The sequence below is a fragment of the Cellvibrio sp. GW822-FHT04B05 genome (assembly GCF_058800985.1).
The window spans coordinates 634,748-659,074 of the sequence record NZ_JBXAMU010000003.1 but is presented as its reverse complement, the minus strand read 5'-3'; the positions used below and the strand labels follow the sequence as shown (position 1 = coordinate 659,074).

Here is a 24,327-nt window from a genome sequence, read left to right as displayed (position 1 = left end):
ATACATAACAAAAGACATCATGAAAAATTTCTTTAAGACCTATGCACGATTTATTTATCCCGCCGTTATTTTGGCAATATCGCTCAGCATTTATTTTCCGTATTACGGCACACCGCAAGCGATGTTCTGGGATGAAAACTATCACGTTCCCAATGCGCAAAAATATATTGATGGCGTGATGTACATGGAACCTCATCCACCGTTGGGCAAATTGCTTATGGCAGTGGGTGAAGTGTTGTTTGGCGGCAATGAAAATGTAAACAAAACCAAATTGCTCGAAACCGATTATCTGACGGGTGACAACGCACCGCCTGAAATGACCTACAAAGGTTTTCGTTGGCCATCAACAGTAATGATGGCACTATCGGTTTTGTTTTTTTACGGCATTATTAATTGCATTACCCAGAGGGCCTGGCTCGCCGCAACATTCACCAGCCTGGTGATTTTCGACAACGCCCTGGTAATCCATTCCCGTGCAGCGCACCTCGACGGCATACAACTCTTTTTTATTCTGGGCGCGCTTTATTATTTTGCCCGCACGGTCACCGCATTTATTCATCAGAAAAAACCAATCCAACTGAAAGACTACGCCATCATCGGGTTAATAGTTGGACTGGGCATTACCGTAAAAGTCACTGCAGCCATTCTGGTATTGCTACTTGCAATGCTGTATCTGGTAGATCAATGGCACAACATCAAAACCTGGAATTGGAATGCATTGCTGAAACGCCTCGCAACCACAGTACCTTCAGGTGTCATTCCCGTTGCCATCGCATTTTTCGGCGTGTTTTATATCCACATAGGTTTGGGCAGCCATGTGCATCAGGACCGCACTTACAAAGCGTCACCGGAATATCTCAACCAAATCCGGATGGGCGAAACCTGGTCATTCAAAACGTTTTCCGTGGGGATGCGCGACAACTGGAAATTCATGTCTGAATATGCCGACGGAGTACCGCGTCTGGATGAATGCAAACCTGATGAGAACGGCAGCTATGTTATGAACTGGCCGCTCAGTAGCAAAACAATCAGCTATCGCTGGGATAAAAATACCGTCGATGGCAAAACCGTCACCCAATATAAATACCTGATCGGCAACCCGATTGTATGGTTCTCGGTTATCGCAGGGATTGTTTTGTCGTCGGGGTTAATCATCGGACGGTTCATTTATAACAACCCAATCAAAGACGAAAGACTTTTCTATTGGATTTGCGCATTCACCGGACTGTATGTCTGCTATATGATCGCCGTCTTGCAAATCGAGCGGGTGATGTATCTCTATCATTACTTGATTGCGCTTATGTTCGGTGCGGTTAATCTCGCGCTGGTATTTAACTATATCTATCGCGACGAAGTACTCGCCAACAACAAACACACCATTATCAATGCCAGCTTGTTTGCGCTGTTAGTCATTGCTGTGTTCGCGTTCTTCTCGCCTTTCACTTACGGCTTTGGTTTGACCGAAGACCAATTTGAATTGCGCAACTGGTTCAGTTTCTGGAAATTGCAGGTGGTGAGATAAGATGAACATTCAGAACTTTCTCAATAAAAATAGTGTGTTCACCGCACTCATTGCACTGATAGTCATCATTATTCTGGTGCGCATCACTCCTGTAACGGTCGACCCGGTAGTGAAATTGGTTATCAGCAAAAACCGTGTAAGTATTAGCAATATTTATCAGCAGCGTGATATCGAATTCACCCGGGAGGTAATGATTGACCGGTTAAATCTGTTAGATAAAAGCCGTTTCAGTCACCCCAAGCTCGGCAATATTGCGACTTATAGCGATGATTTTTTTGTCGATGTGGATCACAAAATCACTATCAAAAAATCCGATAATTATCGCTTTTTAGTTGGTAGTGATGATGGTTTCTCATTAAGCATTGATGGCAAAATGATTTGTGAGCATCTGGGCGATCGCCCCTACAGTGTTCAGCCTTGTATGATATTTTTAAATGAGGGCGAGCATCAGGTACACATCTCCTACTTCCAGGGCTTTGGGAACTCAGGCTTTACAGTGGAGTATGCTCGCGGCGATGAAAAACAACGCTGGTTCGGTGAAGATTCTGACAGCGTCAAATTCTAATTTTTTCAGTTCTTGTAAGATAAAAAAGCGCCTGCAATTGCAGGCGCTTTTTTTATGGGAGATCCGCCATTTCACGTTAAGTTATCTTGTATCCCCCCAACAAGAAAATAAGGTTTCATTTGACCTTCTATCCCAACTTGTTTAGGGTGCCCCGCCATTTGGCAAATCAATCTTCACAAATGGTTATCACACCATTAGCTAAAGTAGGGAGTTTTACCGTGAAAAAATCATTATTTGTTATGGGTTTGGTTAGCGTATTTGCATTTAATGCCAGTGCTGCCGATTTATTCGGTTCACTCAAAAAAGCATCAGAAAGTGTTGACGCGGCACAAGCGAAAGTCACCGAGACTCAAGCAAAAGTTGAAAATACTACGGCTGCAGCAAGCAGCGTAACTCTTTCCCCTGAAGATTCTGCATTGGCGCTGGTGAAATCCAGGCTGGGCGATAAACAAGCAACCCAAGCGCAAGTAAAAACCAAATTGGGCGCTCCAGTTGCGACCAGCGGCGAAAAAGGTACTGAAATTTGGCTTTACGACGCCAGCGCTATCAACGCCACTGCAGCCCAAGCAGCAGAAATCGCAGCCGCATTTAATGTGAACACTGCTGCAACAAGCAAACAAGTTGCCGTTTATTTTGCCGGCGACAACGTTAGCAATATTGCTATCGTAGAAGCTGCTGCTGAATAACTTTCTTCAGTGTCGTTAACACGACGAAACATTTTATTCGTATCAAAAAAACACCGCGCAAAAGCGCGGTGTTTTTTATCAAACTACAAACGATTAACAATCTACATCCTTTAAGAACCGTTCGTTAACAACCCAAGTTATTACCCGCAGTTCCACCAATAATCTGGAGGATACGGTTGAACTCATTGATACGACTTTGCACTTGTGCAGGGTTTCCACCATTACACTCGATTGCACCGTTGATAGTACGGATGGTTTCACCGAAGCCATAATTGTTAACAATATTGTCGTGCGCCGGGCGATAACCTGAACCGCTTTGGGTCATCCAGAACCAGAGCGCCGTCTGCCAAGCTACTGTCGCGTTCTGCTCAACAATCTCAGGATTGCGACGCAGATCCAGCCCCAAAGCAGCCCCAGCAGCACAGTAGTTACCATTGTGGCTCAATTGGATAGGACCACGACCATAATATTGTTTGCCAGGCTCACAGGGGCAGGTTGCCAAATTCCCCCAATCACTGCAGTACAAACCGCGCGCAATTTCAGTGACATGCACAAAACTGCCAGTCTCATGCGAGAAGTTGGCAAGTGCCGCTGCTGCTTCACGTTTTTTCAGTTGGAGATCACCAGTACCTGCGAAGGTTGGGTAGGTGCGGGTTGCAGCCACTAAACCAGCATACGTGTAGAAAGGATTACGGCCCGGGAACATTTGATTAAATTGCGCTTCGCTCACCACTGCCCCAAAACCAGTGCCAGGATTCGATACGCTTGAACTTGAGCCAGAGCCATTACAACCGCTGGTTGGTTCCCAGAACCAGGTACTGATCAGCGGATCATAGCCTGGGTTGTCATATTTGGCGCGGAAGGTGCCACCGTTGTAACTAACGGTATTGCCTGCGTAATACATTCTTCCGGCAACCCATGCAGCACAAGTACCATTATTACCTGAGCTGCTCGATGTATTGGTACCGCCAGGGCAAGAGGCGACCGGCTCCCAGAACCAAGTGCTGATTACCGGATCATAACCAGGGTTCTCGTTTTTAGCGCGATAGAAGGCGTTGTTATATCTCACTACAACACCGACAGTGTAATTAGTACCCGCAGCCCAATTAGGGCAGTTACCGCCGGTACTCGGAGTGCTGGACGCTGTATTGGAAGGCGAGCTTGAGCGAGGTGTTGAGCTAGTCGTTGTAGTGCCGCAAGAACCAAGATTGGTCCAGGCATCGCCCGCAGCCCAACCGGTGCCGGGCGCGTATGGCCCACCGATCGTACACCAGCCAGCCACTTTACAACTAAAGGCACTGCCCACGTTTTGCACGATCGCGTTGTTATTGTAGGAGCGGCCATCCACATATTGGGCTACACCGTTACAGTTGTAGGCGTAGGCCTGTGTCGATAATAGAAGTACGGAAGCAATTCCGAGGATTTTTTTAAGGTTCATTTTGTAGTCACCTGTCCGATTTTTATTTTCCCAAAGGAGAATGGTTGATTTATTAACAAGGATTCGCGTCAGGTAGAGCGATACGATGAATGATGTCTACGGAGAATTCCGGGGGAATAACAGCCATAAACAATACCGCAGGAGCGCGGGCTAACTAATCAATACGCCAGGCAATAACCAAAAAGCCTATAAAGACGTATGCTGCTGAATTCGCTTTTCATTTATCGTATTTGTTGCTGTGAATAGAGAGGCCGAGATAACACTCAGCGTTATTCACTTAATTCAGGCAGATATCACGTGCCGAAAAGCAGGCTATTCTCATCAGACAACGTTGTCAAACAATTGTCACTGTTTGTCGAGTAGCACTTTTATTGCGTCAAAGTGGGAGGAGAAAGTACGAATTTATTCGCCGGGAAGGAAAAAAGAATTACTTATTTTTCGCCTCAATCCACTGCCCCATATACTGGGTACTTTTATGATGATGGTGGCGAAGCATTTGTCCGATAAAATTATCACCGCGTTCGCGCTGGATATTGTCGACTAGTTCCGCCAAGCGCCGTTGTAGCGTAAGACTATAATTTTCGCGATAAAAGTAATCGCGCAAAATAGTGAAGCCGTGTTGTTGTTTTTGCTGCCAGATATCCGCTTGTTGATAATGCATAACTGCCTCAGCCACAAACTCCTCTGCGCTATCCGCAATGGCACCGCCCCAAGGCAATCCGCCACGCATGGATTCAACACCAATACCGGTCGTGATCGACGGAGTACCACAGCGCATGGCATCCATTAGCTTGCCTTTGATTCCTGCACCAAAGCGCAAAGGGGCAAGGCAGACTTTTGCGTTTTGCATTACTGCGTGCGCATTGGCAGCCCAACCTTTGATATGAAATCCTTCTTTTGCATTGTGTAATTGCACAGCTTTTGGCGGCGGGTATGCCCCATAGATATGTAACTCGGCGTGGGGTAATTGCGCGCGAATCATGGGCCATAGCTGGTGCTTAAGCCAAAGCACTGAATCCCAATTGGGTTCATGGCGAAAATTGCCTATCGCAATAAAATGCTGGCGACCTGAAAAATTGTGAGCTGATGCAGATTCAATTGCAGGTTGTGAAAGAAATGGACAATAAAAAAGCAATTGCGGAGGGACAGAAAAATAACGCTGCAATAATTCCATTTCAAATTCTGAAATCATCAGTGACAGATCACAGCGAAAAATAGCAGCCACTTCGCGTACGGCTATATCACCAGTACACATCTGTTGATAGAGAGTGTCGCTATCAGCAGTAACAGGAGCAACGGATTGTTTTTCTTTTTCATTCGCACACGATTTTTGTGCAGATTTTAATAGTTGCTGGCGCGCGCAGCGGAGGCTGTGCAGATCTTCGGTATCGAGAACTCGCAATGCATCAGGACAAGCTTGTTCGACACGCCAGCCAAATTGCTCTTCGGTAAAAAAGCGGTCAAACAACACCAGTGCAGGTTGTAACTCACGCACAAACTCATCAAAGCTACTGCAATTAAGTGCAATTGTTTTCTCTGCCACACCAATACTATTTAAATCAAAGCGATGCCCTGATAACGCAGCTGCTGACGCAAAAGTGACCTGGTAATCCATTTGTACCAACAACTGCACCAGTTCCAGCATGCGTGTGCCTGCTGCTGATGATGCCGGTTCCGGCCAGACATAACCTATTACCAGCGCATGCATCAGGTGACATCCCGCAAATAGCGCACAACACCGAATCCTGCGGCGCGCCCACTGGCAAAACAACCGGTCAACAGATATCCGCCGGTAGGAGCATCCCAATCAAGCATTTCACCTGCACAAAAAATACCGGGGATTTTTTTGAGCATAAATTCTGAATTTAATTCTTTGCTAGCAACACCGCCAGCGCTGCTAATCGCTTCGTCGATTGGGCGAGCTGCCGTCAACGTTAATGAAAGTTTTTTAATTGCCAGCGACAGTAGCGCAGGATTTTCAAATGTATTTTTAGTAGTGAGTTCACGCAGCAAGGCCAACTTGACAGGGGACAGATTTAATTGCTTACGCAGAAAATTACTAAGTGAGTTTTTCTCGCGCGGTTTATTCAACCGCTGCACAATCTTATCTGCGGACACATCCGGTAACAGATCAATATTCAGCAGCGCCGAACCATTTTGCACCAGACTTTCACGCAGATACTTTGACAAAGCATAAATGCCCGTTCCCTCAATACCATAATCACTAATAATGGCTTCAGATAAAACGCTGCGCGACATTCCCTGCACATCAATGCAGCTTAAACCAACACCATGCAAAGGCGCACCTGCATGCTGACTGCGCAATACTTCACTCCATACCGCATCGAATCCGCAATTGCTTGGTACCAACTCATTCACTTGCACATTGCGCTCGCGCAACAAGGGTACCCAGGTACCATCGGAACCCAAACGCTGCCAGCTGGCGCCACCCAACGCCAGGAGCACGGCATCAGCAGAAACAGTTTTGGTAATTATCCTTTCGTTGTCCGGGGCAGAAAAAATTAATTCCTTTCCATTATCTATCTTTGATTTTTCGGCCCAGCCCAACCAGCGATGACGCGGATAGACTTTTACTCCCAACTCGCGCAAACGATGCAACCAGGCCCGCAACAGCGGTGCAGCTTTCATTTCTTTGGGAAATACACGCCCGGAGGTACCCACAAAGGTTTCAATGCCTAAACCGTGCACCCAATTACGCAGCGCGGTTGCATCGAATTGCTTGAGTGTATTGATGAATTGCGCATTCGCCGAATAGCGCGCGCGAAAATCCTCAGCAGGTTCCGCGTGAGTGATATTCATCCCCCCTACACCGGCCAATAGAAACTTTCGCCCCACTGATGGCATTGCATCGTATACCGACACAGTATGCCCTTCAGCAGCGATGATTTCTGCCGCCATTAAACCCGCGGGACCGCCGCCGATAATTGCTACGGTTTTTGTTGGAGAAGTATCAAAAATATCGAATTGTTTCAAAATAAAAACGCCGCTGAGAAATTGATTCTGCATCGGCGTTTTAAAAAATTAGCGCAGGGAAAGCATAATGGGTTCCGCCACTCTCTTTGCGACCGTTGCCCGCAGGGATGCAGGCATCGAGCCCCCATGGATAGGTTCACGGTGCGTCTCAAAGAGAGTGGCGGAACCCATCATGCGGGAAAAGTAAACCGAATCATTCGCTAACGCTAGCCTCAAACGGCGATGCAGGCAGACCGGCGCTATTATACAGATTTGCCCCCTCAGGGTTATCCGCCCATGCATAACGCACCCATTTAGGCTTGGCGACCGAATCAGCCCTCACCACCAACTTGTTTTTCTTTACCTCTGCCTTGGCCCACACAAACTTTTTATCAGTGCCCGCAACCGCCATATGCTTAAGCTCGCCACCGCGAACATCCAACCCTTTGCCTACATCGGTAAACACCAACTCCAACGCTCCATTTCTGGCCGTCACTTTCTGCAATGAAGGTCCCGATGCCAGCAGCGATTTTTTACCGTAGGCCACTTTCATAGCACCTAACGCTAACCGCTCACCAACCGCCTGCTTGTTGAGTGGATGAATATCATTCCATTCACCCACATCAATCGCCACTGCCATAGCGGTATTTTTTACTGCAAGTGTTTGACGTTGCGCCTCACGCACTTGCGCCCACTTACTTTCAACAGGCTGGGAGTTGGCAGGTAGAAAATTCGCTAATTGCACATAGAGGAACGGAAGATCTGCCTGCCTGAATTGCCCACGCCAATCGCGGATTAAATCCGCTAACAGATAACGATATTCCGATGTCACCGCCGCGCAGGTCTCATCTGCACATTGTCCACCGGATTCGCGATGCACCCCCTGCGCATCAGCACGATCCACATTGGACTCACCCTGATACCACAACACACCTTTAACCTGTAGCGGTAACGCGGGAGCCAATTTCGCGTTAAATAACGATGCAGGAATGTAATGCAACGTTGTCGATGGCTGCATATTGTCCATACGCGCAGCGATTTGATAATGCCATTCACCACGCAACGAAACTTCTTCATCACCGGAATAACCTGCACCAAATGCGCTATCGCCCAACATCAACGCGTAACGCTTATCTTTTACAAAACCGGCATTACTGGAATAACTGGTAATACGAATCGCGATAGTGTTGTTGCCAGCTTTTAAAACACCCGCAGGTACAGAATAAATACGCGGCGGATATTGATAACCCGTTTGTCCGACAGCTTGCCCGTTCACAAAAACCTGATCGCCATCAACAATAGCGCCCAGCCACAACACAGCTTTTTTTGCAACCTGCGCCCGGGTCAATTCAATTGTTGTGCGTACCCACACCGCGCCGTTAGTAAAATCACTGCCCTGCTCTTTCAGGTAACCCGGAACCTGCAACGTTTTCCACTGCGTAGTATCAAATGCAGCTTGCGACCAATTATTTTTTATACCGGCATCTGCTGCATTTAAATCGCCGTACCATTTATCGCTATTCGCTTTATCTTTGGCAATAGTTGCCTGCACATATGCATCATCCTGAAACGGTTTAAGTTGCGCCAAATAATGCGGATACTTTTGCAACGCAGCTTCACTCATCCACGCTTCAATGGGTGAGCCACCCACAGGAATAGTTACCAGCCCAACAGGTATATTGGTTTGCGCATAGATTTTTTGTGCGAAGAAAAAACCTACTGCAGAAAAATTTTCGATATTGTCCTGAGTAGCAGTTTTCCATTGGCCCTGGGTGTAATCGCTGAGCGGCCCTTTAAACGCGTAAGCAACCGGCACATTAAATTCGCGAATATTCGGCAGTTGGGTAGATTCGATTAAGCCTGGATACTGATATTTCACCCGTTTGATTGGCAATTCAATATTGGATTGACCTGCAGCAATCCATAAATCGCCCAGCAGGATATTACTGCGGATAACCTGGTTTTTTCCGCTCACCTTCAAGTCGTAAGGCCCACCCGCTTTTTGCGCAGGAAAGGTCACCTTCCACTTGCCATCAACCGCAGCAGTTGACTGTTCCTTGCCTGCAAAATTGACCGTAACTTTTTCTCCATTATCCGCCCATCCCCAAATAGTCAGGGGTTTATCCCGCTGCAAAATTGCGCCGTCACTTAATAGGCGGGGCAAGGTCACATCAGCGAAGGCTGAAAGGGCAATGAAGGGCAGGCAGATGAGCAGCAGTAATGGTTGATTTAATCGTCTGGTGTTTTTCATAAGTATTGGCTTTTATCGTTATTTGTGGAGATATGAATACATCAATATACTTGTATACCAGATAAAAAATAAACCTATTTCCCAGGAATACCTATGCGCTTTACAGTTATTTATTAACGGCACAGAGTTTAATAAATAAAAAAAGCAGCTGTAGCTGCTTTTTATAACACTTGATCCAATCCAGTTGAATGACGTGAGTGGATTGTCTATTCCTCCGGTAACTCGCGTACACCAATCAAGGTGGTATAGTTTTCACGATAATCGTCCATGTGTTCTTTTAGAAAGTCGCGATAACGGCCAGACAGATAATTGGTAGTGCCTTCAACATCCTCCGCAAATTCATTTTTATCGAGCGAGCTTTGGGCAACCACAAAAGCATTGAAACGCGCTGCCGCATTCATTAATGCTGCACTGACAATACCCGGATCAGCATCCTCACAAGCGTCGTTGGCTTGCTCGATAAATTTCTCCACCAACGCCCAGAACAGGTCATCATCACTTTTTTCGCTCATGGTTCACTCACTAAAATAAATAAGGTGCACATTTTAAACCGGTATGCCCCTGTAAATACACAGCAGAGGCAATACTGATTTATTTTACTTGTGCAAACGGCTTGGCTTTAAAATTGGTTCCGCGCAATTGCAGTAGCGCTTTGCCGGTTTTGTCATTCAGCAATAACTGCTGATAGATCTTGATGAGATCTTCTTTAGTGACCTTTTGCAATGCAGCCAAATAGCGGTCACGGGCATCAAACTGGTATTTTGCATTCCAGAATTCGTTTGTATACAAACCTGCCTCCGCATAAAAATCGGTTGGCTTTTGCAATACATTGGCAATCATCGCCTGTTTTGCCTGTTCAACTTCTGCCGCATCAGTTGCTTTCAAGGTAGCGAGATAATCCAGACGGAACTTATCCATTCGCGTTTTGACTCCCGGCAAATCGGTGTTTGAGCTTTGTACCAGCATCACAAAACCGGGAATATCATCGACCGGATAATTAAAACTGGTCACCACATAACCCAATTGCTCATGGGTACGCAATTGCATGAAGAAGGCATTGCCGAACAGCGCGTTTAACACAGCGAGCTGCGCTTGTTCATCATCCGATTTTTTGCTGCCGAACCAGGCCTGCAACACTGCACTGTCTGCCAACTCAACATCATCACTGAAATTAATTGCTTTACCCGGTGCCGGAGTTACATAGGTATTGACTTTACGTTTGTCCGCAGCGCGAGTACCCGGCAATATTTTTGCAGCAGCCAGAGCCATTTCCTTTACCTGCGCTTCGGTGTAATTACCCACGGCAAAAATACGCAGCAATGGATCACGCTTGATCGCTGCATGATAGGCAACCACATCGGCTTTGGTAATTTTTTGTGCCGCCGCCGCCAGGTCTTTTTCCAGCCACTGCACATTACCGGTCAACCGTTTGGCATGACCAAACAACTGGCGGTATACATGGTTCTTCTTGCTGTTAGCCAAGGCTTCCTGATAACTGTCCAACGCCTCATGAAACGCTTTATCGCTGATATCCAGGGCCACAAATTCTTCCAACATTTTTTGCAACAGCTGTGGGTGTTTGGTGGTATAACCGGAAATAAGTATCCCTTGGGAATGAGTGTCCATCACTGTGGCAGAAATACCCAGTGAAGCGCGCCCGGCGCGATCCGATAACGTCATGGTCTGCTTGTTGTAGATGTCATTCACTAATTGTGACAACACAATTTCGTTAGGCGATTTTTCGGCGAAATCCACATTGATCTGTACCGCAAGCTGGCCTTTATCTTCACGATAAAATTCCGGATGCGTCAAATAAGCCTCAACGCCGGGCTGGCTCACAACCTGATGCGGTTTTAAATAAAGGTTGTCGACAATAGGGGCTGGTTTGTCGGTAAATAAATCATTCAATGGGGGCAAATTAAATTGATACTTGCTTGCCAGCGAATCCCAACGGGCGAATTCTTCGGCAGTAATATCGCGGATAGAATATTTGCCATCAAAGAACGGCACCGGAATTTCCGCTTTCTCACCAGGGTTGATATACCAGACGCGCGCATTGCGCTCATCCAACTGTGCCAGCAGATCCCTGATCGCTTTCGCATCGTAACGCTCATATACATAATCAGCATTCAATAAATTTTCTACCGGCAAATCGAATTGCAATGTGGTCAGTTCTACTGCCTGATCGAGTGGCTCTGCCTTTGATGCGTTAGCAAAATCTTTAGTACGCATGGCCTGCAATTCACGATAATAATTAGGATTCAAGCCATCGCGCTTGATCAGGTCAATGTAGGAGAAAATAGCCGCCAGGATTTCATCTTGCTGCTTCAAACCGGCATCGGTTAATTCAGCCTGTACGCGCAGGAAACCATCGGGGCCGTAACCTTCTGCATTAATATAGGCGGTGACCATTTTCACCAAACCTTTACTGCGCAACTGCTCACCCAGCGTACCTTTTTCTTCTGACGTAATTAAATTGCGCACATATTCATTAGGCTTCAAACGCCATTGCTGCTTATTGGATTTCACCGGAAAATCCACATAAAGCATTTTTAAATCTTTAATGGGTTTATAGTGAATGCTCTTACCCATTTGGGCTTTGGTTAAACCCGGCACAGTCACTTCAGGCAAGGTGACATTTTTATTGGGAATAGAAGAAAAGTGTTTTTCGGCCAGCACTTTTAATTCCGGCAGGGTTTGTTTTCCTACCAGCGTCAGCTTCATGATATTGGCTGAATAATAACGATCATAAAACGTTTTCAACTCATCCTGTAATACTGAACCTGGCTTATCCTGTAGCGTATCCAGATTACCGATATTAAATTTTGCACTGGGGCTTTCCGGATTTGCAGTGAAACCTTGCAGCGCATATAAGTTCCAACCGTCTTGTGCTTTTTGCAGCGACCACTCGTTATTGACTGCATTGCGTTCTTTATCGCTGAAGTGCGGATCGAATGTTGGTTTTTTAAAATAATCACTAAAGCGATCCAGTGCTTCATCAAATTTTCCAGCGTTAATCTGGAACAGATAATTGGTTTTGTCGTAGGCCGTAAAAGCGTTGGTCATACCGCCATTGGCCTGGGTGTATTTCATAAAGCCATCTGGCTCGGGGAATTTTTCGGTGCCTAAAAACAACATGTGTTCAAGGTAATGCGCCAAACCCAATTGTTCTTTGGGATTGTGTGCACTGCCAACACCGACAGCAATTGATGCTGCAGAATTTTCCAACGTCGGATCGGAAACCAGCACGACCTGCAAACCATTGGGTAATAACAGCGCCGCATATTGGCGATCATCATTCGGGCTTTTGATGATGGTTACTTGTTCAGGATTTTGTGCCACTGGTTTGGGGCCGGTGGTGGACTCGCAGCCCACCAAACTGATTCCGCCCAGCAACAGTAAACTGAAAGCATAGGACGAGTAGCGCTTTAACATAGCGTAGTTCCCTTGAAGAGTTGGAGTTAGTCTGATGTGGGGCAAAGCCTAGCAGAATTCGGCGCTATCCGCACAAGCTGCCGTATGTTATGAGCGGGATTAGAGCGAGAAGCCATATCTGGCGATGATGACCCAATTAGCAGGGAAGATTCCGCTGTTGATTATTTAGCAGTGTTCGAGGTCGCAGGAACCAAAGCTATTGGTGTTACCGTAGTAATGAAATGACGCTGGCTCTGCATGGCCGCACCGGAAGTTTCTTCTTTAACTTCACGCTTCACCGTAAGCAAGCGACCAACCTGCTGTCGATATTCGGTGTAGCTTTCATTTTCAAATTGAAAACTGATCACGATAAAAACCCGACCTGATCCCTTCTCGGTTATCTGACTTGCAATCGGCACTCCATTTTCATCAATCCAGATCAATAAATGATTTTTATATTTTTTAATATACTTGCGATATTTTTTATCGACCTGATCGTGCGGCATACTGAATTTTAACCGACGCAGCTGCTGTCCATTTCGTTCATCTACTTTCTCATCAATAAAGCGGGAACGAGCCAAAGCCAGTTCTAATTGCGCAGCAGGGTAAAGCAGCTCGCGCCACTCCCAATATTCAAATTGTCCAACCGCATTGAGTGCCGAATTTTTTACATTTTCATCTTCAACTTTCGCCAGCTCTTCCGCATGCAATTGCGCCACAAGCTCTGGAGAATAAATCGCACGGAGGCCTGTAGGACCATCTTCGATGCGCAGATTAATCAGCCCTTCGCGTTCGATTAAATCGTCATGATCACCGCTACGTCCAGCCAATTTGAATTGAGCATTGACTGCGATCGGATTTTTCGACTGCAATTGCCTTAACGCATTGCGCAGATCGGCTTGGCCATCTGCCAGAACCCATTGGGAGGGAATTAGTAAACATCCCAACAGCCCAACCGAAAAATAGCCTCTGGAAAACTGTTTAATTATCAGCATGGCGGCTTTATTAATACTCCTTCTCGATCTACTGAACACCCTGCCCATTCAAGGTATCCGTCAGTAGTAGACCCATAAGCGCACCAAAAATTCCACCATGCATTTTCCACATAATTAATGGATAGGATGTGCATTCACATGGCTTGCGCCGCTCGCATCAGTTTTTGCCTTGGGATTGCCGTAATAATCGACGCTGGAGGCGCCACTGGCGTTGGCCTTAAGTATTTCTGTCACCGCTGCCTCAACGTGAGATGCACCGCTGGCTTCAAGATCAGCGTGTTTTGCAGTGAGTTTTTTGCCGCGAAAATTACTGGCACCGCTCGCGCTTACCCGCAGCTTTTGGCTATTGCTGGTGGATTTTATGTCAGTATTGGATGCACCGGATAAATCGAAATTTTGCGACTGGCTATTGACGCTGCCAATGCGCACATTCGCTGCGCCGGACAAATCCACTTTTAAATCACCTGCATTTAACCTGGCCAAATCAACGTTACCTGCCCCGCTAACATTGAGCTGGAATTTTTCCCCTTGCAGATCACCTACTTGCGCGCGCGCGCCACCGGATATTTCCAGATAGTCCAAGTGTTTTACCCGCAATATAACGCGCACCGGATCATTACCCTGGCCAAACCAGCCAAAAAATTTTCCGTCGCTCTTAACCCATACACTCACACGATTACCGGTTTGATCGACCTTTACCCGCTTCATCACTTCCGCATCCGCTTCAACACGCAAATGTTCGCTGCCATCCTGGATAATATCTACCGTTGTATTTCCACCCGATACGAACTCAGTAAAATCTTTTACCGGATAGGTTTTGGCGATGGTTTCTGCCAGTACCACTGGCGCTATCATTGAAACAAAAGCCATCATCGTTAAGGCGCGCAACATAATAATCTCCTGGAATCCAACTCAATAACTTAAATAAAAATGCACTAATGAAGGTAACGATTAGTCATTAAATTTTTTGCCGGGCAATCTGAATTTCCGGTTCATTTACCTGAATAACATTAAACGACGCAATTGCGGTGATGGAGCGTTTTAATTGCTCTTCAATACTATCGATTTCAATCATTGCGTTACAAAGCTTTTCACCACGCGCGTCCATTCGCACAGCACGGGCATTCATCTGTACTTCTAACTCTTCGCCGAATTTATCCATCCGCTGCTCGAAAGCTTCCATATCACCGCCGGACAACAAAATTTCTTTACCGATCGCCATCATTAACCCGCCAATAGAATCCTGCACCGACGTTTCCACAATGCGCTCAAGGCGGGTTTCAAATTGTTTACCTAAAAAATCCGGAGTATCACCGCCATCGCCGCGATTAAAACTGATCGGTTTGCCCGAGCTGAAATGACGGCTGATATCGCCCTTCAAATTGGTCAGCTCAGTCGTTAATTGCGTAGACACTTTATTCTTTTCCCCCAGCAACCCATCAAATACAAACACTACTCCTTCAATTGCCAGATCAATTCCGTCCATAGCCAAACCCTGCACTTCGGGAACTGCTGCGCGGATGTGGGTCGCATAATTTTCAACCAATAGTTGCTGCGCATGAGTGAGCTTTTGCGCTTGCCCTTTAACTTCCAAATATTGGTTTTCGATAATTTTATAAAGCGATTGCTCACCCTCAAAAAACTCAATACTGGTGTCGGTAATACGCAAACCGGTATTCAAATCAAGATTACATGAGTTGTGCGCTGCCGCAGAACCGGCCATCAACAATACAACCAAGCTTGTTAGTAATTTCATGTCCAGCTCCCTTCCAGAGTTAAATGCATTTTGTGGAAAAACATCCGCTTAGTGCCGGCGACTCGCCCCGCAGTTATTGAGTCAGACGCAGGTTTGGCTGAATCGGATTCATCCGGTGCAAAATATTCTTTTCCGCTCATAAACACCGCCTAAAAACAAGTCTGGCAGGCGGCCTCATTTTGAGGATAATGGTGCCCTTTCCGACTCAAGCCGCAACACGAGCATTTCTTCTATGACCAGCTTATCCAGTATTGCCAAACGCATTGCCGACGAATTAAATGTTCAGGAACAACAAGTTAGCGCCGCCGTAGGGCTGCTGGATGAAGGCGCAACCGTCCCCTTCATATCCCGTTACCGTAAAGAGGTGACTGGCGGACTGGACGATACCCAAATGCGTACCCTGGAAGAGCGCCTGCGTTACTTGCGCGAATTGGAAGAGCGCCGTGCTGCGATCCTCAAATCTATCGCTGAGCAGGACAAGTTAACGCCGGAATTGGAGCGCGAGATCCAGATCGCCGATACCAAAAACCGCCTGGAAGACTTGTATTTGCCCTACAAACCCAAGCGCCGCACCAAAGGCCAGATCGCCCGCGAAGCTGGCCTTGAGCCATTAGCCGAAGCGCTGCTGGGCGATCCAACCCTCGCGCCGGAAGTGGAAGCGGCTAAATACTTCAACGCCGAGCACAGCATAAATGATGTGAAATCGGCACTCGACGGTGCCAAGTACATCCTGATGGAAAAATTCAGTGAAGACGCTGAATTGCTTGGTCGTCTGCGCCACTTCCTGCAACAGGAAGCGACTTTCACAGCGCGCGCGGTGGCGGAAAAACTCACCGACACATCACAAGAAGTACAAAAATTCCGTGACTATTTTGAACACGATGAACCACTCAAATCCGTACCTTCACATCGTGCGTTGGCGATGTTCCGCGGTCGCAATGAAGGTGTGTTGAGCATCACCGTCAAAGTGGGCGATGAAGAAACAAAAATCGGTCATCCATGCGAAACAATGATCGCCGATCACTGGCAAGTGAAAGACAAAGGCCGCGCAGCCGATGCCTGGTTAGCGGAAGTGGTGCGCTGGACCTGGCGAGTAAAACTGCTCACCCATTTGGAAACGGATTTGCTCGGCGAACTGCGCGAAAAAGCGGAAGAGGAGGCGATTAAAGTTTTCGCATCCAATTTAAAAGATTTGTTGCTCGCTGCACCTGCCGGACAAAAAGCCACTATCGGCCTCGACCCGGGCATGCGCACCGGTGTAAAAGTCGCCGTGGTTGACGCCACCGGTAAAGTGCTCGATCACTGCGTGATGTACCCAACACCGCCGTTAAATAAAATCGCAGAATCCGAAGCAATTCTGGTTCACCTATGCAACAAACATAACGTGGGTTTGATTGCGATCGGTAACGGCACAGCATCGCGCGAGACCGAAAAATTTGCCAAGGATGTATTGAAAAAGCACAGCGACATTAAAGCCAGCACCGTGATCGTCAGCGAAGCCGGTGCATCGGTTTACTCTGCATCGGAATTTGCCGCGAAAGAATTTCCAGATCTCGATGTAACCATTCGCGGCGCGATTTCAATTGCTCGCCGCTTGCAAGATCCGCTCGCAGAACTGGTAAAAATCGATCCAAAATCAATTGGTGTTGGCCAATACCAACACGATGTATCCCAATCGCAATTAGCTCGCTCGCTTGACGCGGTTGTTGAGGACTGTGTGAACGCAGTAGGCGTGGAAGTGAATACCGCATCAGCTGCACTGCTTGCACGCGTATCCGGTTTGAACACCACACTTGCCAATAATATTGTTGAGTTCCGCAACCAGAACGGGGCGTTTAATTCGCGTGCAGCGTTGAAAAAAGTACCGCGCTTCGGCGAAAAAACCTTTGAACAAGCAGCTGGTTTTTTACGCGTTGCCGGTGGCGATAATCCGCTGGACTCATCTGCTGTTCACCCCGAGTCCTATTCTGTAGTGGAAAAAATCGCACAGAAAAATACTCGCGAGATTAAAGGTTTGATTGGCGATTCTTCATTCCTGCGCGGATTAAAAGCAGCGGATTACACCGATGAAAAATTTGGTGTACCTACGGTGACCGACATCATTAAAGAATTGGATAAACCCGGCCGCGATCCACGTCCGGAATTCAAGACTGCACAATTCCAGGAAGGTGTGGAAGAAATTACCGATCTGGTTCCCGGCATGATTCTGGAAGGCACTGTCACCAACGTTACCAACTTCGGTGCATTTGTGGATATTGGTGTGCATCAGGATGGTTTGGTGCATATCTCTGCGCTCTCGCACAATTTTATTAAAGATCCGCGCGAAGCGGTAAAAGCCGGTGATATCGTCAAAGCCAAAGTAATGGAAGTGGATGTACCGCGCAAGCGTATTGCCCTGTCATTGCGTTTGGATGATACGCCCGGCGAGAAAGTCGAAGGCAATAAAGGTTCTCGTGCACCATCGCAAAACCAACAACGTGCGGCGCAGAAAAATAATCCTGCACCGGCGGCAATGGGCAGCATGGGCGCACTGTTACAGCAGGCCATGAAAAAGAAATAGGTCGATTCCCGCCCTGCATTCCCAAACGCTGTTTGGGAATGCAGATCGCCAGTTACACAAAAAATTACTGATTATATTTTCAGTACTACTTACCCTATCCACCCCCAAGCAATATTCGGGAACGAGAAATCAGCCATGAGTACACTGCCCGCCTGCCCCAAATGTAAATCCGAGTATACCTACGAAGATGGCGAGTTAATTATTTGTCCGGAATGCGCATATGAATGGTCGAAAAATGCATCTGCAACGGCGAGCGACGATGCATTAATCGTGCGCGATGCCAACGGCAACTTGTTAGCTGACGGAGATTTTGTAACGCTAATAAAAGATCTGAAAATTAAAGGTTCTTCATCGGTATTGAAAGTGGGAACCAAAGTAAAAATTAACCGTCTGGTAGAAGGTGATCATGATATCGACTGTAAAATAGACGGCATAGGCGCAATGATGCTGAAGTCGGAATTTGTGAAAAAAGCCTGAACAGAAAATTTAGTGCGCTGGATTTCTCACTTGGCCTCGGAGCAATCAAGCACTGAACAAGCAATGAAGGAGATACGATGAAAGCGTTCATCAGGACTCTACTGGCGCCGCTTTTCCAGCATCGGTTCGTCCGCTTAGCCGGCTACACTTATCTCGCTTACCTGTTGGTGTGTGTGCTGGTAATCAGCCCTTTGCTCACGTGGGGCCTGGGAAAACTTTACCAGCACCAAACGGGGCGCACATTAGAACATGGGCTGGTCAGCCTCAACCCCTTCAATCTGGCAATTGCAGCGCGTGGCCTGCAAGACAAAAATCCCGATGGCAGCCTGTTTTGGTCAATTGATCGCTTAACCCTGAACCTATCGCTATTACAATCGCTTGCACATCTCACTTACACGCTGGATAGCATTTCCATCGATAATTTGTATCTGCATCCGCAAATTGTGAAAAATGGCAATTGGAATTTTGAGGATATTTTACAATACCAGAAATCGCTCACGCCCACTGCAACAAAGCAACCGGCCCCAGCTGAAAAACCACTTGCGCTAGCAATCAACACCATTGCACTCAGTTCCGCCATCCTGGAATTTAGTCACGCACAACAATCGGCGGTGTTTCACACACGCCTGGAAAACATCCGGTTCTCGCTCAATAATTTTTCTACCGCCAATACTCAAAACCAGACCTACGATTTGCATGCGGGAAAACCCGAGACCGGAGAAATTACCGTGACCGGCCAATTGCATGCTGACAATACCCAAGGCGAGCTGCGGTTCTCCAATATTAACTTGCTTCCGATTTGGCAGTATTTTAAAAGCGAGTTGAACTTCACCCTGGAAGCGGCAAAGCTCAATGGAAAAAGCCAATTCGATTTGCAGTGGAAAGATAATTTCAACTGGTCGATCAAACAAACCGAATTGTCGTTGGCCAATACTAAATTGCGCAGCGGTAAAAAAGACGCACGCAATGCAGAATTGTCACTCGCCAAGCTACAGCTAAAAAATATTTCTGCAGCCAGTCGCAATCAGTTAATTGCAATCGCCAATGTCCAGCTTGATGGATTACAACTGGGAAGCTGGAACCAGGGTGGTGATACCGGCCTCGCGCGCGCATTTGCACTCAAGAGTACAACACCGGCGAACGACGCAAGCTCACCCTGGGGATTTGTAATCAACTCCCTTGTGGTCAACAACGCTGCCGTCGATTGGAAAGCGGGCGAGTTGAATAATCACCCGTTCAAAGTCCGCCAGTTAAATCTGGCGGTGAATAAAATTGATAGCCGCAGCACAACCCCGGCAAGCATGAAAGCCTCAGCAACCATTGACGACGGCGCCACCCTCTCCGTTGATGGCGGTTTTAATATGACGTCACTGGATGGAGATTTTTCTTCAAGCTTGCAAACATTCCCCATCGAGACGTTAAAGCCGTTACTTACCCCGTATTTGAAGGCCGATATTTTTACCGGCCAGCTGGCAACCAATGCCGAATGGCAAATTCGCAATGCTGAATTGATACAGATTATCAGCCAGGGAACAGTGACCGATCTTAAGGTGGGGCCGCTTGCCGATGCGCAAGAAATATTAACCGGTAACAGCCTTACCTGGAGCGATGCCCAGATAAATATGGACGAACACAGTATCGATGTCCCATTACTCGACGTTAGTGGACTGGATAGCCGGTTTGTTATCACCAGCGAAGGAAAAACCAACTTCGAAGCGCTCATCCCGATTACAGTTGCCACGCCGGATGCAGCGCAAACTACGCCGGCTACCGATGAAAAGCCCTGGTCATTTACCCTGCATAAGTTTTTTTTGGAAAAATCCTCTTTCCGCTTTCACGATGAATCCTTAATGCCCAATTTTGTGGCCGTCGTACAAAACTTTGGTGGCATCCTGACTGAACTCTCCTCCGACAATAGCAAGCCAGCGCAATTTAAATTTAATGGTGATGTAGATGGTTATGCGCCGGTCAGTTTGCAAGGAAAAACCCAACCATTCCTTGCCCAACCGCAATTGGAAGCTCAACTGAATTTTGAAAATATCGATCTGGGTAATTTCAGCGGTTATTCGAGTAACTATGCCGGATGGAAAATTGAGCGTGGTCTGCTCAGTGCTAATTTGCACTACCGTTTGAATAAAGGCTTGATTGTCGGTGACAACCATATTGAAATGGATCAACTGCAACTGGGTGAACGAGTAGAAAATGCTAACAGTATGGATATCCCCTTGCGCCTGGCGCTGGCATTAATTACGGATGCAAATGGCGTGGCAACACTCGATATTAATGTCAGCGGTAATCCCAATGATCCCACATTTGATATGGGCAAAATTGTTCGCGCGGCCTTCACCAATACCCTCAATAAAATTATCAAATCCCCATTCAAACTACTCGCTAACCTCGTCGGCAGTAAAGAAGACTTGGGCTATATGCCGTTCAATTCCGGTTCACCCCGCCTACTTGCCACTGCCACCAGGAAGCTCAATGCACTACATGAGGCTATGATCAAGCGGCCGGAATTACGCATTGAGTTGCGTGGCTTTTACGATCACAAAACCGATTACCGCGGCATACAAGTGGAACACATCAAACCAATACTGCTGGAGAGCGGGTTGAGCAACGCCGACATAAAAGCCAAGAATGAACAATGGCAAGATGTCATTGAGGAACATTATAAAAAACTGGATATTGAGCATAACCGCAACGCGTCTGCGGACGAAAAATATGAACGCTGGCTACAAACGATAGAGGTAACCGAAGACGATTTGGTCAAGCTTGCTGCCGCCCGCAGCCTCAACGCCAAACAGTTCCTCGTGCAACATTTGAAGCTGGATAGCAGTCGCGTGCTGATCAATTCCAATCTGGATTGCAGTGAAGCAGAAATGTGCAGCCGTCGCATAGTGAAGTTGGAGTTGTCTGACGTGAACCAGATGCTCCCATCACCTTGAGCCTATCGCAGCGGGCGTTAATAAATTAGCTGTCTAAACTCTAAAAAATTGCCATGTGTTTTTGTATTTTGTGACGCAAGTCAGTAATATCGCCGACCACTCCCCAGGATTCAACATTGCTTACAGGAGAAAGCCCAATGGAATTAGGAGTAAAGGCAGTTATCGGTGGCGCGGCGTTATTTGTGCTGGGTGGCTTGTCAGTTTATCTTCTCACCAGCTCTGCTTCCAACGCGGTGCCGCCTCAGCCAGTATCGGCGGCTGTATCCACAGAAGCATCATTCGCGGAGCCCGCAGCAGAAACCGACAGCAGTGCTGCCGACACCGAATCATTTTATGCAGCGGCAGAAGCACGTCGTGAGCAGCAATTGGCAGACAAAGCTGAAGCAGACAGACTCGCCAAGCTCAAAGCAATTAAAGAGCGCAGCCTGGAGTGCAAATTTTGGAAACAGCAAAATAAAACCTCTAGTGCCGCTGCGAAAATCGATGAAAAAATCACCCGGCATTGCACAATACAAACAACCAGTAGCAGCAGCGCAGATAGCGAAAGCCTCTCGATTGGTGCAGCGGAATAATGCCTGGCTCAGCATGGAGCAAAAATTGAATTCTGTGATGAGCCGGGCAAGCTCACAAATAATTGCCCGGCCAATTATTTCTGTTTAGATAGGATTAGAAACGATAATCTACATTGATTGATATACCACTTAGCTCAATCCCCTCTTTATCACCGCCATATTTGGAATCACCATCAAGAATCATCCGGTATTCCAAATTAAAATTCAGACGGGGATTAATGGTGAAACCCACACCGGCGCCATAGGAAAAACCATTCAAGTCAACAGTGTCGTCTTCGCCCGAACCAGCATCAAGCTTGACCACTCCAAAGGTATAACCCAATAACAGATAAGTTTTAGCTGTATCATTTGAGCTTTCGGTGCGGTAATACAATGAGTTATAAATCAGATCAAGGCCATCTTCAGAGCCGTACCCAAGGCGGGCCTCACCACCCACATAGGGACTCAGTTTGTAACCGCCAATAAGTTCACCGGTGGTCCAATCAAGGGAGCCACCTCCGTCAAAACGCATTTTCACATCCGCTGCGCCGCCACCCAAATAAAATCCACCTGTCGTGTTATCACCAGCAATCGCAACCATGGGTAAACTTAACGCAATAGCAGCTAACCAATTTTTCATTTTTTCGAATCCTTTAATAAATTGTTGTGTTCAGGCGACCCCCTGTACATCCCAAAACGATCACCCCGCAACTAGCGACTGCATAATACCCAATTTGCATGCAAATTCCAGCCAACTGGTTCATCCGAACAAACCTGTGCCACCTTCATATACCAGCTTGATACCCGCAAACAACAAAAATCCGTAGCTAACCCAATAAAAAACCCTGTCCGATACCCGATGATGTAAATAAACACCTAGCAAAACCCCCAAGGGCGCAAATGGCAACAATGCAAGCGATGTATAAAAAGAGCCGCTCCCAATTTGTCCAAGCCATACATAAGGAATTAGCTTAATAAAATTAATAATGGCAAAAAACAGAATTGTTGTACCCGTCAACACGGATTTTGATAAATGTTGCGGCAATAAATAAATCGCGATTGGCGGTCCGCCCGCATGGGCGATATAACTGACATAACCTGCAATACTGCCCCAAAAACTACCCGCGATTTTATTGGGCGATCGCTGCTCCATGCGCGCTAAAAAATGTTTTCCCCACAAATAGTGGGCAACAAAATAGATCGACAATAAACCAATTATCAGGCGTACCCAATCCGCATTGGTCATCTCAAACGTAAGTGCGCCGGCGATGGTTCCAAGCAACGCACCCGGCAGCAGGATTTTTAAATTGAGCTTGTCCCACGTGCCGCGAAAACTCCACAGACTCACCGCATCCATACTGCAGAGAATGGGTAATAGAATTGCAGCAGCAAGGCGCGGATCGATCATCAATGCCAAAAGCGGAACTGCCAGGGTACCAAAACCGCCGCCAAAACCGCCTTTAGACATGCCGACTAAAATCACAACGGGAATAGCGATAAAATAAAATGAGAGATCACTAATCATGAAGAATACTGCACGGAAAAAATGGCAGCATGATCACTTCGGAAGAATTTTTCCAGCACTATCCCTGCGCATGGATAAAAATTTATAGAAGTGTCAGGTGGGAAATTTATTCCAGGGTTACCGGGTAATAATCGTACTCACAGTAATTGGAATTGATATCGCAAATCTCAATAAACAGGTAAACCTTTTGCGGCACCTTATTAATTAACGAATAAATGTCTACCTCGCGCGAAGAGCCCTCACAGGACATGTAAAAATCATTCGTATATTCGCACACCCAACCGCCTGATTGATCACACTGACGACCGGCACCACAGGTTTGGGTATAGATTGGCAAGCTACCCGCAATGTTGGTGCGATTATTAATGCGCAGCGTAACCCGATAATCTTCAAGGCTATTTACATCCCAAAAAATTTCGTAAAGCCCGTCATATAAATAAGGGCTTAGTGCCAAAGGCGGATGCTTGGGGTTTGCCGTATCGACATCATAACTATCAATAATGTCAAAGGCGCGCAGTTCAGGAACAAAATTATCGTGTGGATGTTCCGCCACCACAGTACCGCCGCCTCCACCACCGCAAGCGGACAAGGAAATAGAGATAATTAATACCAACGCAGCGGACAGATTCTTGCTCATGGCGGAACTCCGTAGAGGATACGAAGCTCATG

Annotated in this window: 19 protein-coding genes; 7 read left to right on the top strand and 12 right to left on the bottom strand. The window is 46.9% G+C overall.

What is annotated here, in order from left to right:
* Positions 1–19 precede the first annotated feature (19 nt).
* The 3 genes from AC1RJL_RS12715 to AC1RJL_RS12705 all read left to right on the top strand — a co-directional run bounded on the left by AC1RJL_RS12715 (position 20) and on the right by AC1RJL_RS12705 (position 2,773).
* Entirely contained in the window at positions 20–1,522 is a 1,503-nt protein-coding gene (locus AC1RJL_RS12715) for a phospholipid carrier-dependent glycosyltransferase (RefSeq protein ID WP_492914531.1), read from the top strand.
* A 1-nt stretch (position 1,523) separates the two neighbouring features.
* Positions 1,524–2,087 carry a PA14 domain-containing protein gene (locus AC1RJL_RS12710; RefSeq protein WP_492914529.1) on the top strand — a complete coding sequence of 188 codons (564 nt, stop codon included), beginning with the start codon at positions 1,524–1,526 and terminating at the stop codon, positions 2,085–2,087.
* 218 nt (positions 2,088–2,305) lie between these two features.
* On the top strand, positions 2,306–2,773 hold the full coding sequence (locus AC1RJL_RS12705) for a hypothetical protein (RefSeq protein ID WP_492914527.1): 468 nt from the start codon (positions 2,306–2,308) through the stop codon (positions 2,771–2,773).
* 124 nt (positions 2,774–2,897) lie between these two features.
* Here the strand turns inward: AC1RJL_RS12705 and AC1RJL_RS12700 are convergent, their stop codons facing one another.
* The 9 genes from AC1RJL_RS12700 to AC1RJL_RS12660 form a co-directional block, all read right to left on the bottom strand.
* On the bottom strand, positions 2,898–4,211 hold the full coding sequence (locus AC1RJL_RS12700) for a glycoside hydrolase family 19 protein (protein ID WP_492914525.1): 1,314 nt from the start codon (positions 4,209–4,211) through the stop codon (positions 2,898–2,900).
* A 427-nt stretch (positions 4,212–4,638) separates the two neighbouring features.
* Entirely contained in the window at positions 4,639–5,919 is a 1,281-nt protein-coding gene (locus AC1RJL_RS12695) for a glycosyltransferase (RefSeq protein ID WP_492914524.1), read from the bottom strand.
* Positions 5,919–7,205, bottom strand: a complete 1,287-nt coding sequence (locus AC1RJL_RS12690; protein ID WP_492914521.1) for a TIGR03862 family flavoprotein — start codon at positions 7,203–7,205, stop codon at positions 5,919–5,921. Before AC1RJL_RS12690 ends, AC1RJL_RS12695 begins: the two co-directional genes overlap by 1 nt.
* 193 nt (positions 7,206–7,398) lie before the next feature.
* Positions 7,399–9,435: a sialate O-acetylesterase gene (locus AC1RJL_RS12685; RefSeq protein ID WP_492914519.1), complete on the bottom strand. Its 2,037-nt coding sequence runs from the start codon at positions 9,433–9,435 to the stop codon at positions 7,399–7,401.
* Positions 9,436–9,641: 206 nt separating this feature from the next.
* Positions 9,642–9,947, bottom strand: a complete 306-nt coding sequence (locus AC1RJL_RS12680) for a DUF3144 domain-containing protein (protein WP_492914517.1) — start codon at positions 9,945–9,947, stop codon at positions 9,642–9,644.
* A 79-nt stretch (positions 9,948–10,026) separates the two neighbouring features.
* Positions 10,027–12,870, bottom strand: a complete 2,844-nt coding sequence (locus AC1RJL_RS12675) for an insulinase family protein (RefSeq protein ID WP_492914514.1) — start codon at positions 12,868–12,870, stop codon at positions 10,027–10,029.
* Positions 12,871–13,031: 161 nt separating this feature from the next.
* Positions 13,032–13,892 (bottom strand): hypothetical protein, encoded by an 861-nt coding sequence (locus tag AC1RJL_RS12670; protein WP_492914512.1) that lies wholly within the window; start codon positions 13,890–13,892, stop codon positions 13,032–13,034.
* A 66-nt stretch (positions 13,893–13,958) separates the two neighbouring features.
* On the bottom strand, positions 13,959–14,735 hold the full coding sequence (locus tag AC1RJL_RS12665) for a head GIN domain-containing protein (protein WP_492914511.1): 777 nt from the start codon (positions 14,733–14,735) through the stop codon (positions 13,959–13,961).
* Between the two features lie 67 nt (positions 14,736–14,802).
* Positions 14,803–15,600 (bottom strand): DUF2884 family protein, encoded by a 798-nt coding sequence (locus AC1RJL_RS12660; RefSeq protein WP_492914509.1) that lies wholly within the window; start codon positions 15,598–15,600, stop codon positions 14,803–14,805.
* 232 nt (positions 15,601–15,832) lie between these two features.
* Here AC1RJL_RS12660 and AC1RJL_RS12655 point away from each other — a divergent pair, with 232 nt between their 5' ends.
* The 4 genes from AC1RJL_RS12655 (at position 15,833) to AC1RJL_RS12640 (ending at position 22,154) form a co-directional block, all read left to right on the top strand.
* A complete protein-coding gene (locus AC1RJL_RS12655) occupies positions 15,833–18,160 on the top strand; it encodes a Tex family protein (RefSeq protein WP_492914508.1) in 2,328 nt (775 codons plus the stop codon).
* Between the two features lie 135 nt (positions 18,161–18,295).
* Entirely contained in the window at positions 18,296–18,637 is a 342-nt protein-coding gene (locus tag AC1RJL_RS12650; RefSeq protein WP_492914506.1) for a zinc ribbon domain-containing protein YjdM, read from the top strand.
* Positions 18,638–18,714: 77 nt separating this feature from the next.
* On the top strand, positions 18,715–21,582 hold the full coding sequence (locus AC1RJL_RS12645; RefSeq protein WP_492914503.1) for a DUF748 domain-containing protein: 2,868 nt from the start codon (positions 18,715–18,717) through the stop codon (positions 21,580–21,582).
* A 137-nt stretch (positions 21,583–21,719) separates the two neighbouring features.
* Positions 21,720–22,154 (top strand): hypothetical protein, encoded by a 435-nt coding sequence (locus AC1RJL_RS12640; protein WP_492914501.1) that lies wholly within the window; start codon positions 21,720–21,722, stop codon positions 22,152–22,154.
* A 94-nt stretch (positions 22,155–22,248) separates the two neighbouring features.
* Here the strand turns inward: AC1RJL_RS12640 and AC1RJL_RS12635 are convergent, their stop codons facing one another.
* The 3 genes from AC1RJL_RS12635 to AC1RJL_RS12625 all read right to left on the bottom strand — a co-directional run bounded on the left by AC1RJL_RS12635 (position 22,249) and on the right by AC1RJL_RS12625 (position 24,295).
* Complete coding sequence (locus AC1RJL_RS12635; RefSeq protein WP_492914499.1) at positions 22,249–22,773, bottom strand: porin family protein; 525 nt, start codon at positions 22,771–22,773, stop codon at positions 22,249–22,251.
* 120 nt (positions 22,774–22,893) lie between these two features.
* Entirely contained in the window at positions 22,894–23,658 is a 765-nt protein-coding gene (locus AC1RJL_RS12630) for a sulfite exporter TauE/SafE family protein (protein ID WP_492914496.1), read from the bottom strand.
* 106 nt (positions 23,659–23,764) lie between these two features.
* Positions 23,765–24,295 carry a hypothetical protein gene (locus AC1RJL_RS12625; RefSeq protein WP_492914494.1) on the bottom strand — a complete coding sequence of 177 codons (531 nt, stop codon included), beginning with the start codon at positions 24,293–24,295 and terminating at the stop codon, positions 23,765–23,767.
* Positions 24,296–24,327: the final 32 nt, after the last annotated feature.

Bases quoted from the DNA above. Each gene is read 5' to 3' on its own strand.
- AC1RJL_RS12640 (WP_492914501.1), top strand. From the start codon at position 21,720: ATGGAATTAGGAGTAAAGGCAGTTATCGGTGGCGCGGCGTTATTTGTG.
- AC1RJL_RS12700 (WP_492914525.1), bottom strand. From the start codon at position 4,211: ATGAACCTTAAAAAAATCCTCGGAATTGCTTCCGTACTTCTATTATCG.
- AC1RJL_RS12715 (WP_492914531.1), top strand. From the start codon at position 20: ATGAAAAATTTCTTTAAGACCTATGCACGATTTATTTATCCCGCCGTT.
- AC1RJL_RS12650 (WP_492914506.1), top strand. From the start codon at position 18,296: ATGAGTACACTGCCCGCCTGCCCCAAATGTAAATCCGAGTATACCTAC.
- AC1RJL_RS12670 (WP_492914512.1), bottom strand. From the start codon at position 13,892: ATGGGCAGGGTGTTCAGTAGATCGAGAAGGAGTATTAATAAAGCCGCC.
- AC1RJL_RS12675 (WP_492914514.1), bottom strand. From the start codon at position 12,870: ATGTTAAAGCGCTACTCGTCCTATGCTTTCAGTTTACTGTTGCTGGGC.
- AC1RJL_RS12680 (WP_492914517.1), bottom strand. From the start codon at position 9,947: ATGAGCGAAAAAAGTGATGATGACCTGTTCTGGGCGTTGGTGGAGAAA.
- AC1RJL_RS12625 (WP_492914494.1), bottom strand. From the start codon at position 24,295: ATGAGCAAGAATCTGTCCGCTGCGTTGGTATTAATTATCTCTATTTCC.
- AC1RJL_RS12630 (WP_492914496.1), bottom strand. From the start codon at position 23,658: ATGATTAGTGATCTCTCATTTTATTTTATCGCTATTCCCGTTGTGATT.
- AC1RJL_RS12635 (WP_492914499.1), bottom strand. From the start codon at position 22,773: ATGAAAAATTGGTTAGCTGCTATTGCGTTAAGTTTACCCATGGTTGCG.
- AC1RJL_RS12665 (WP_492914511.1), bottom strand. From the start codon at position 14,735: ATGTTGCGCGCCTTAACGATGATGGCTTTTGTTTCAATGATAGCGCCA.
- AC1RJL_RS12695 (WP_492914524.1), bottom strand. From the start codon at position 5,919: ATGCATGCGCTGGTAATAGGTTATGTCTGGCCGGAACCGGCATCATCA.
- AC1RJL_RS12655 (WP_492914508.1), top strand. From the start codon at position 15,833: ATGACCAGCTTATCCAGTATTGCCAAACGCATTGCCGACGAATTAAAT.
- AC1RJL_RS12685 (WP_492914519.1), bottom strand. From the start codon at position 9,435: ATGAAAAACACCAGACGATTAAATCAACCATTACTGCTGCTCATCTGC.
- AC1RJL_RS12710 (WP_492914529.1), top strand. From the start codon at position 1,524: ATGAACATTCAGAACTTTCTCAATAAAAATAGTGTGTTCACCGCACTC.
- AC1RJL_RS12645 (WP_492914503.1), top strand. From the start codon at position 18,715: ATGAAAGCGTTCATCAGGACTCTACTGGCGCCGCTTTTCCAGCATCGG.
- AC1RJL_RS12660 (WP_492914509.1), bottom strand. From the start codon at position 15,600: ATGAAATTACTAACAAGCTTGGTTGTATTGTTGATGGCCGGTTCTGCG.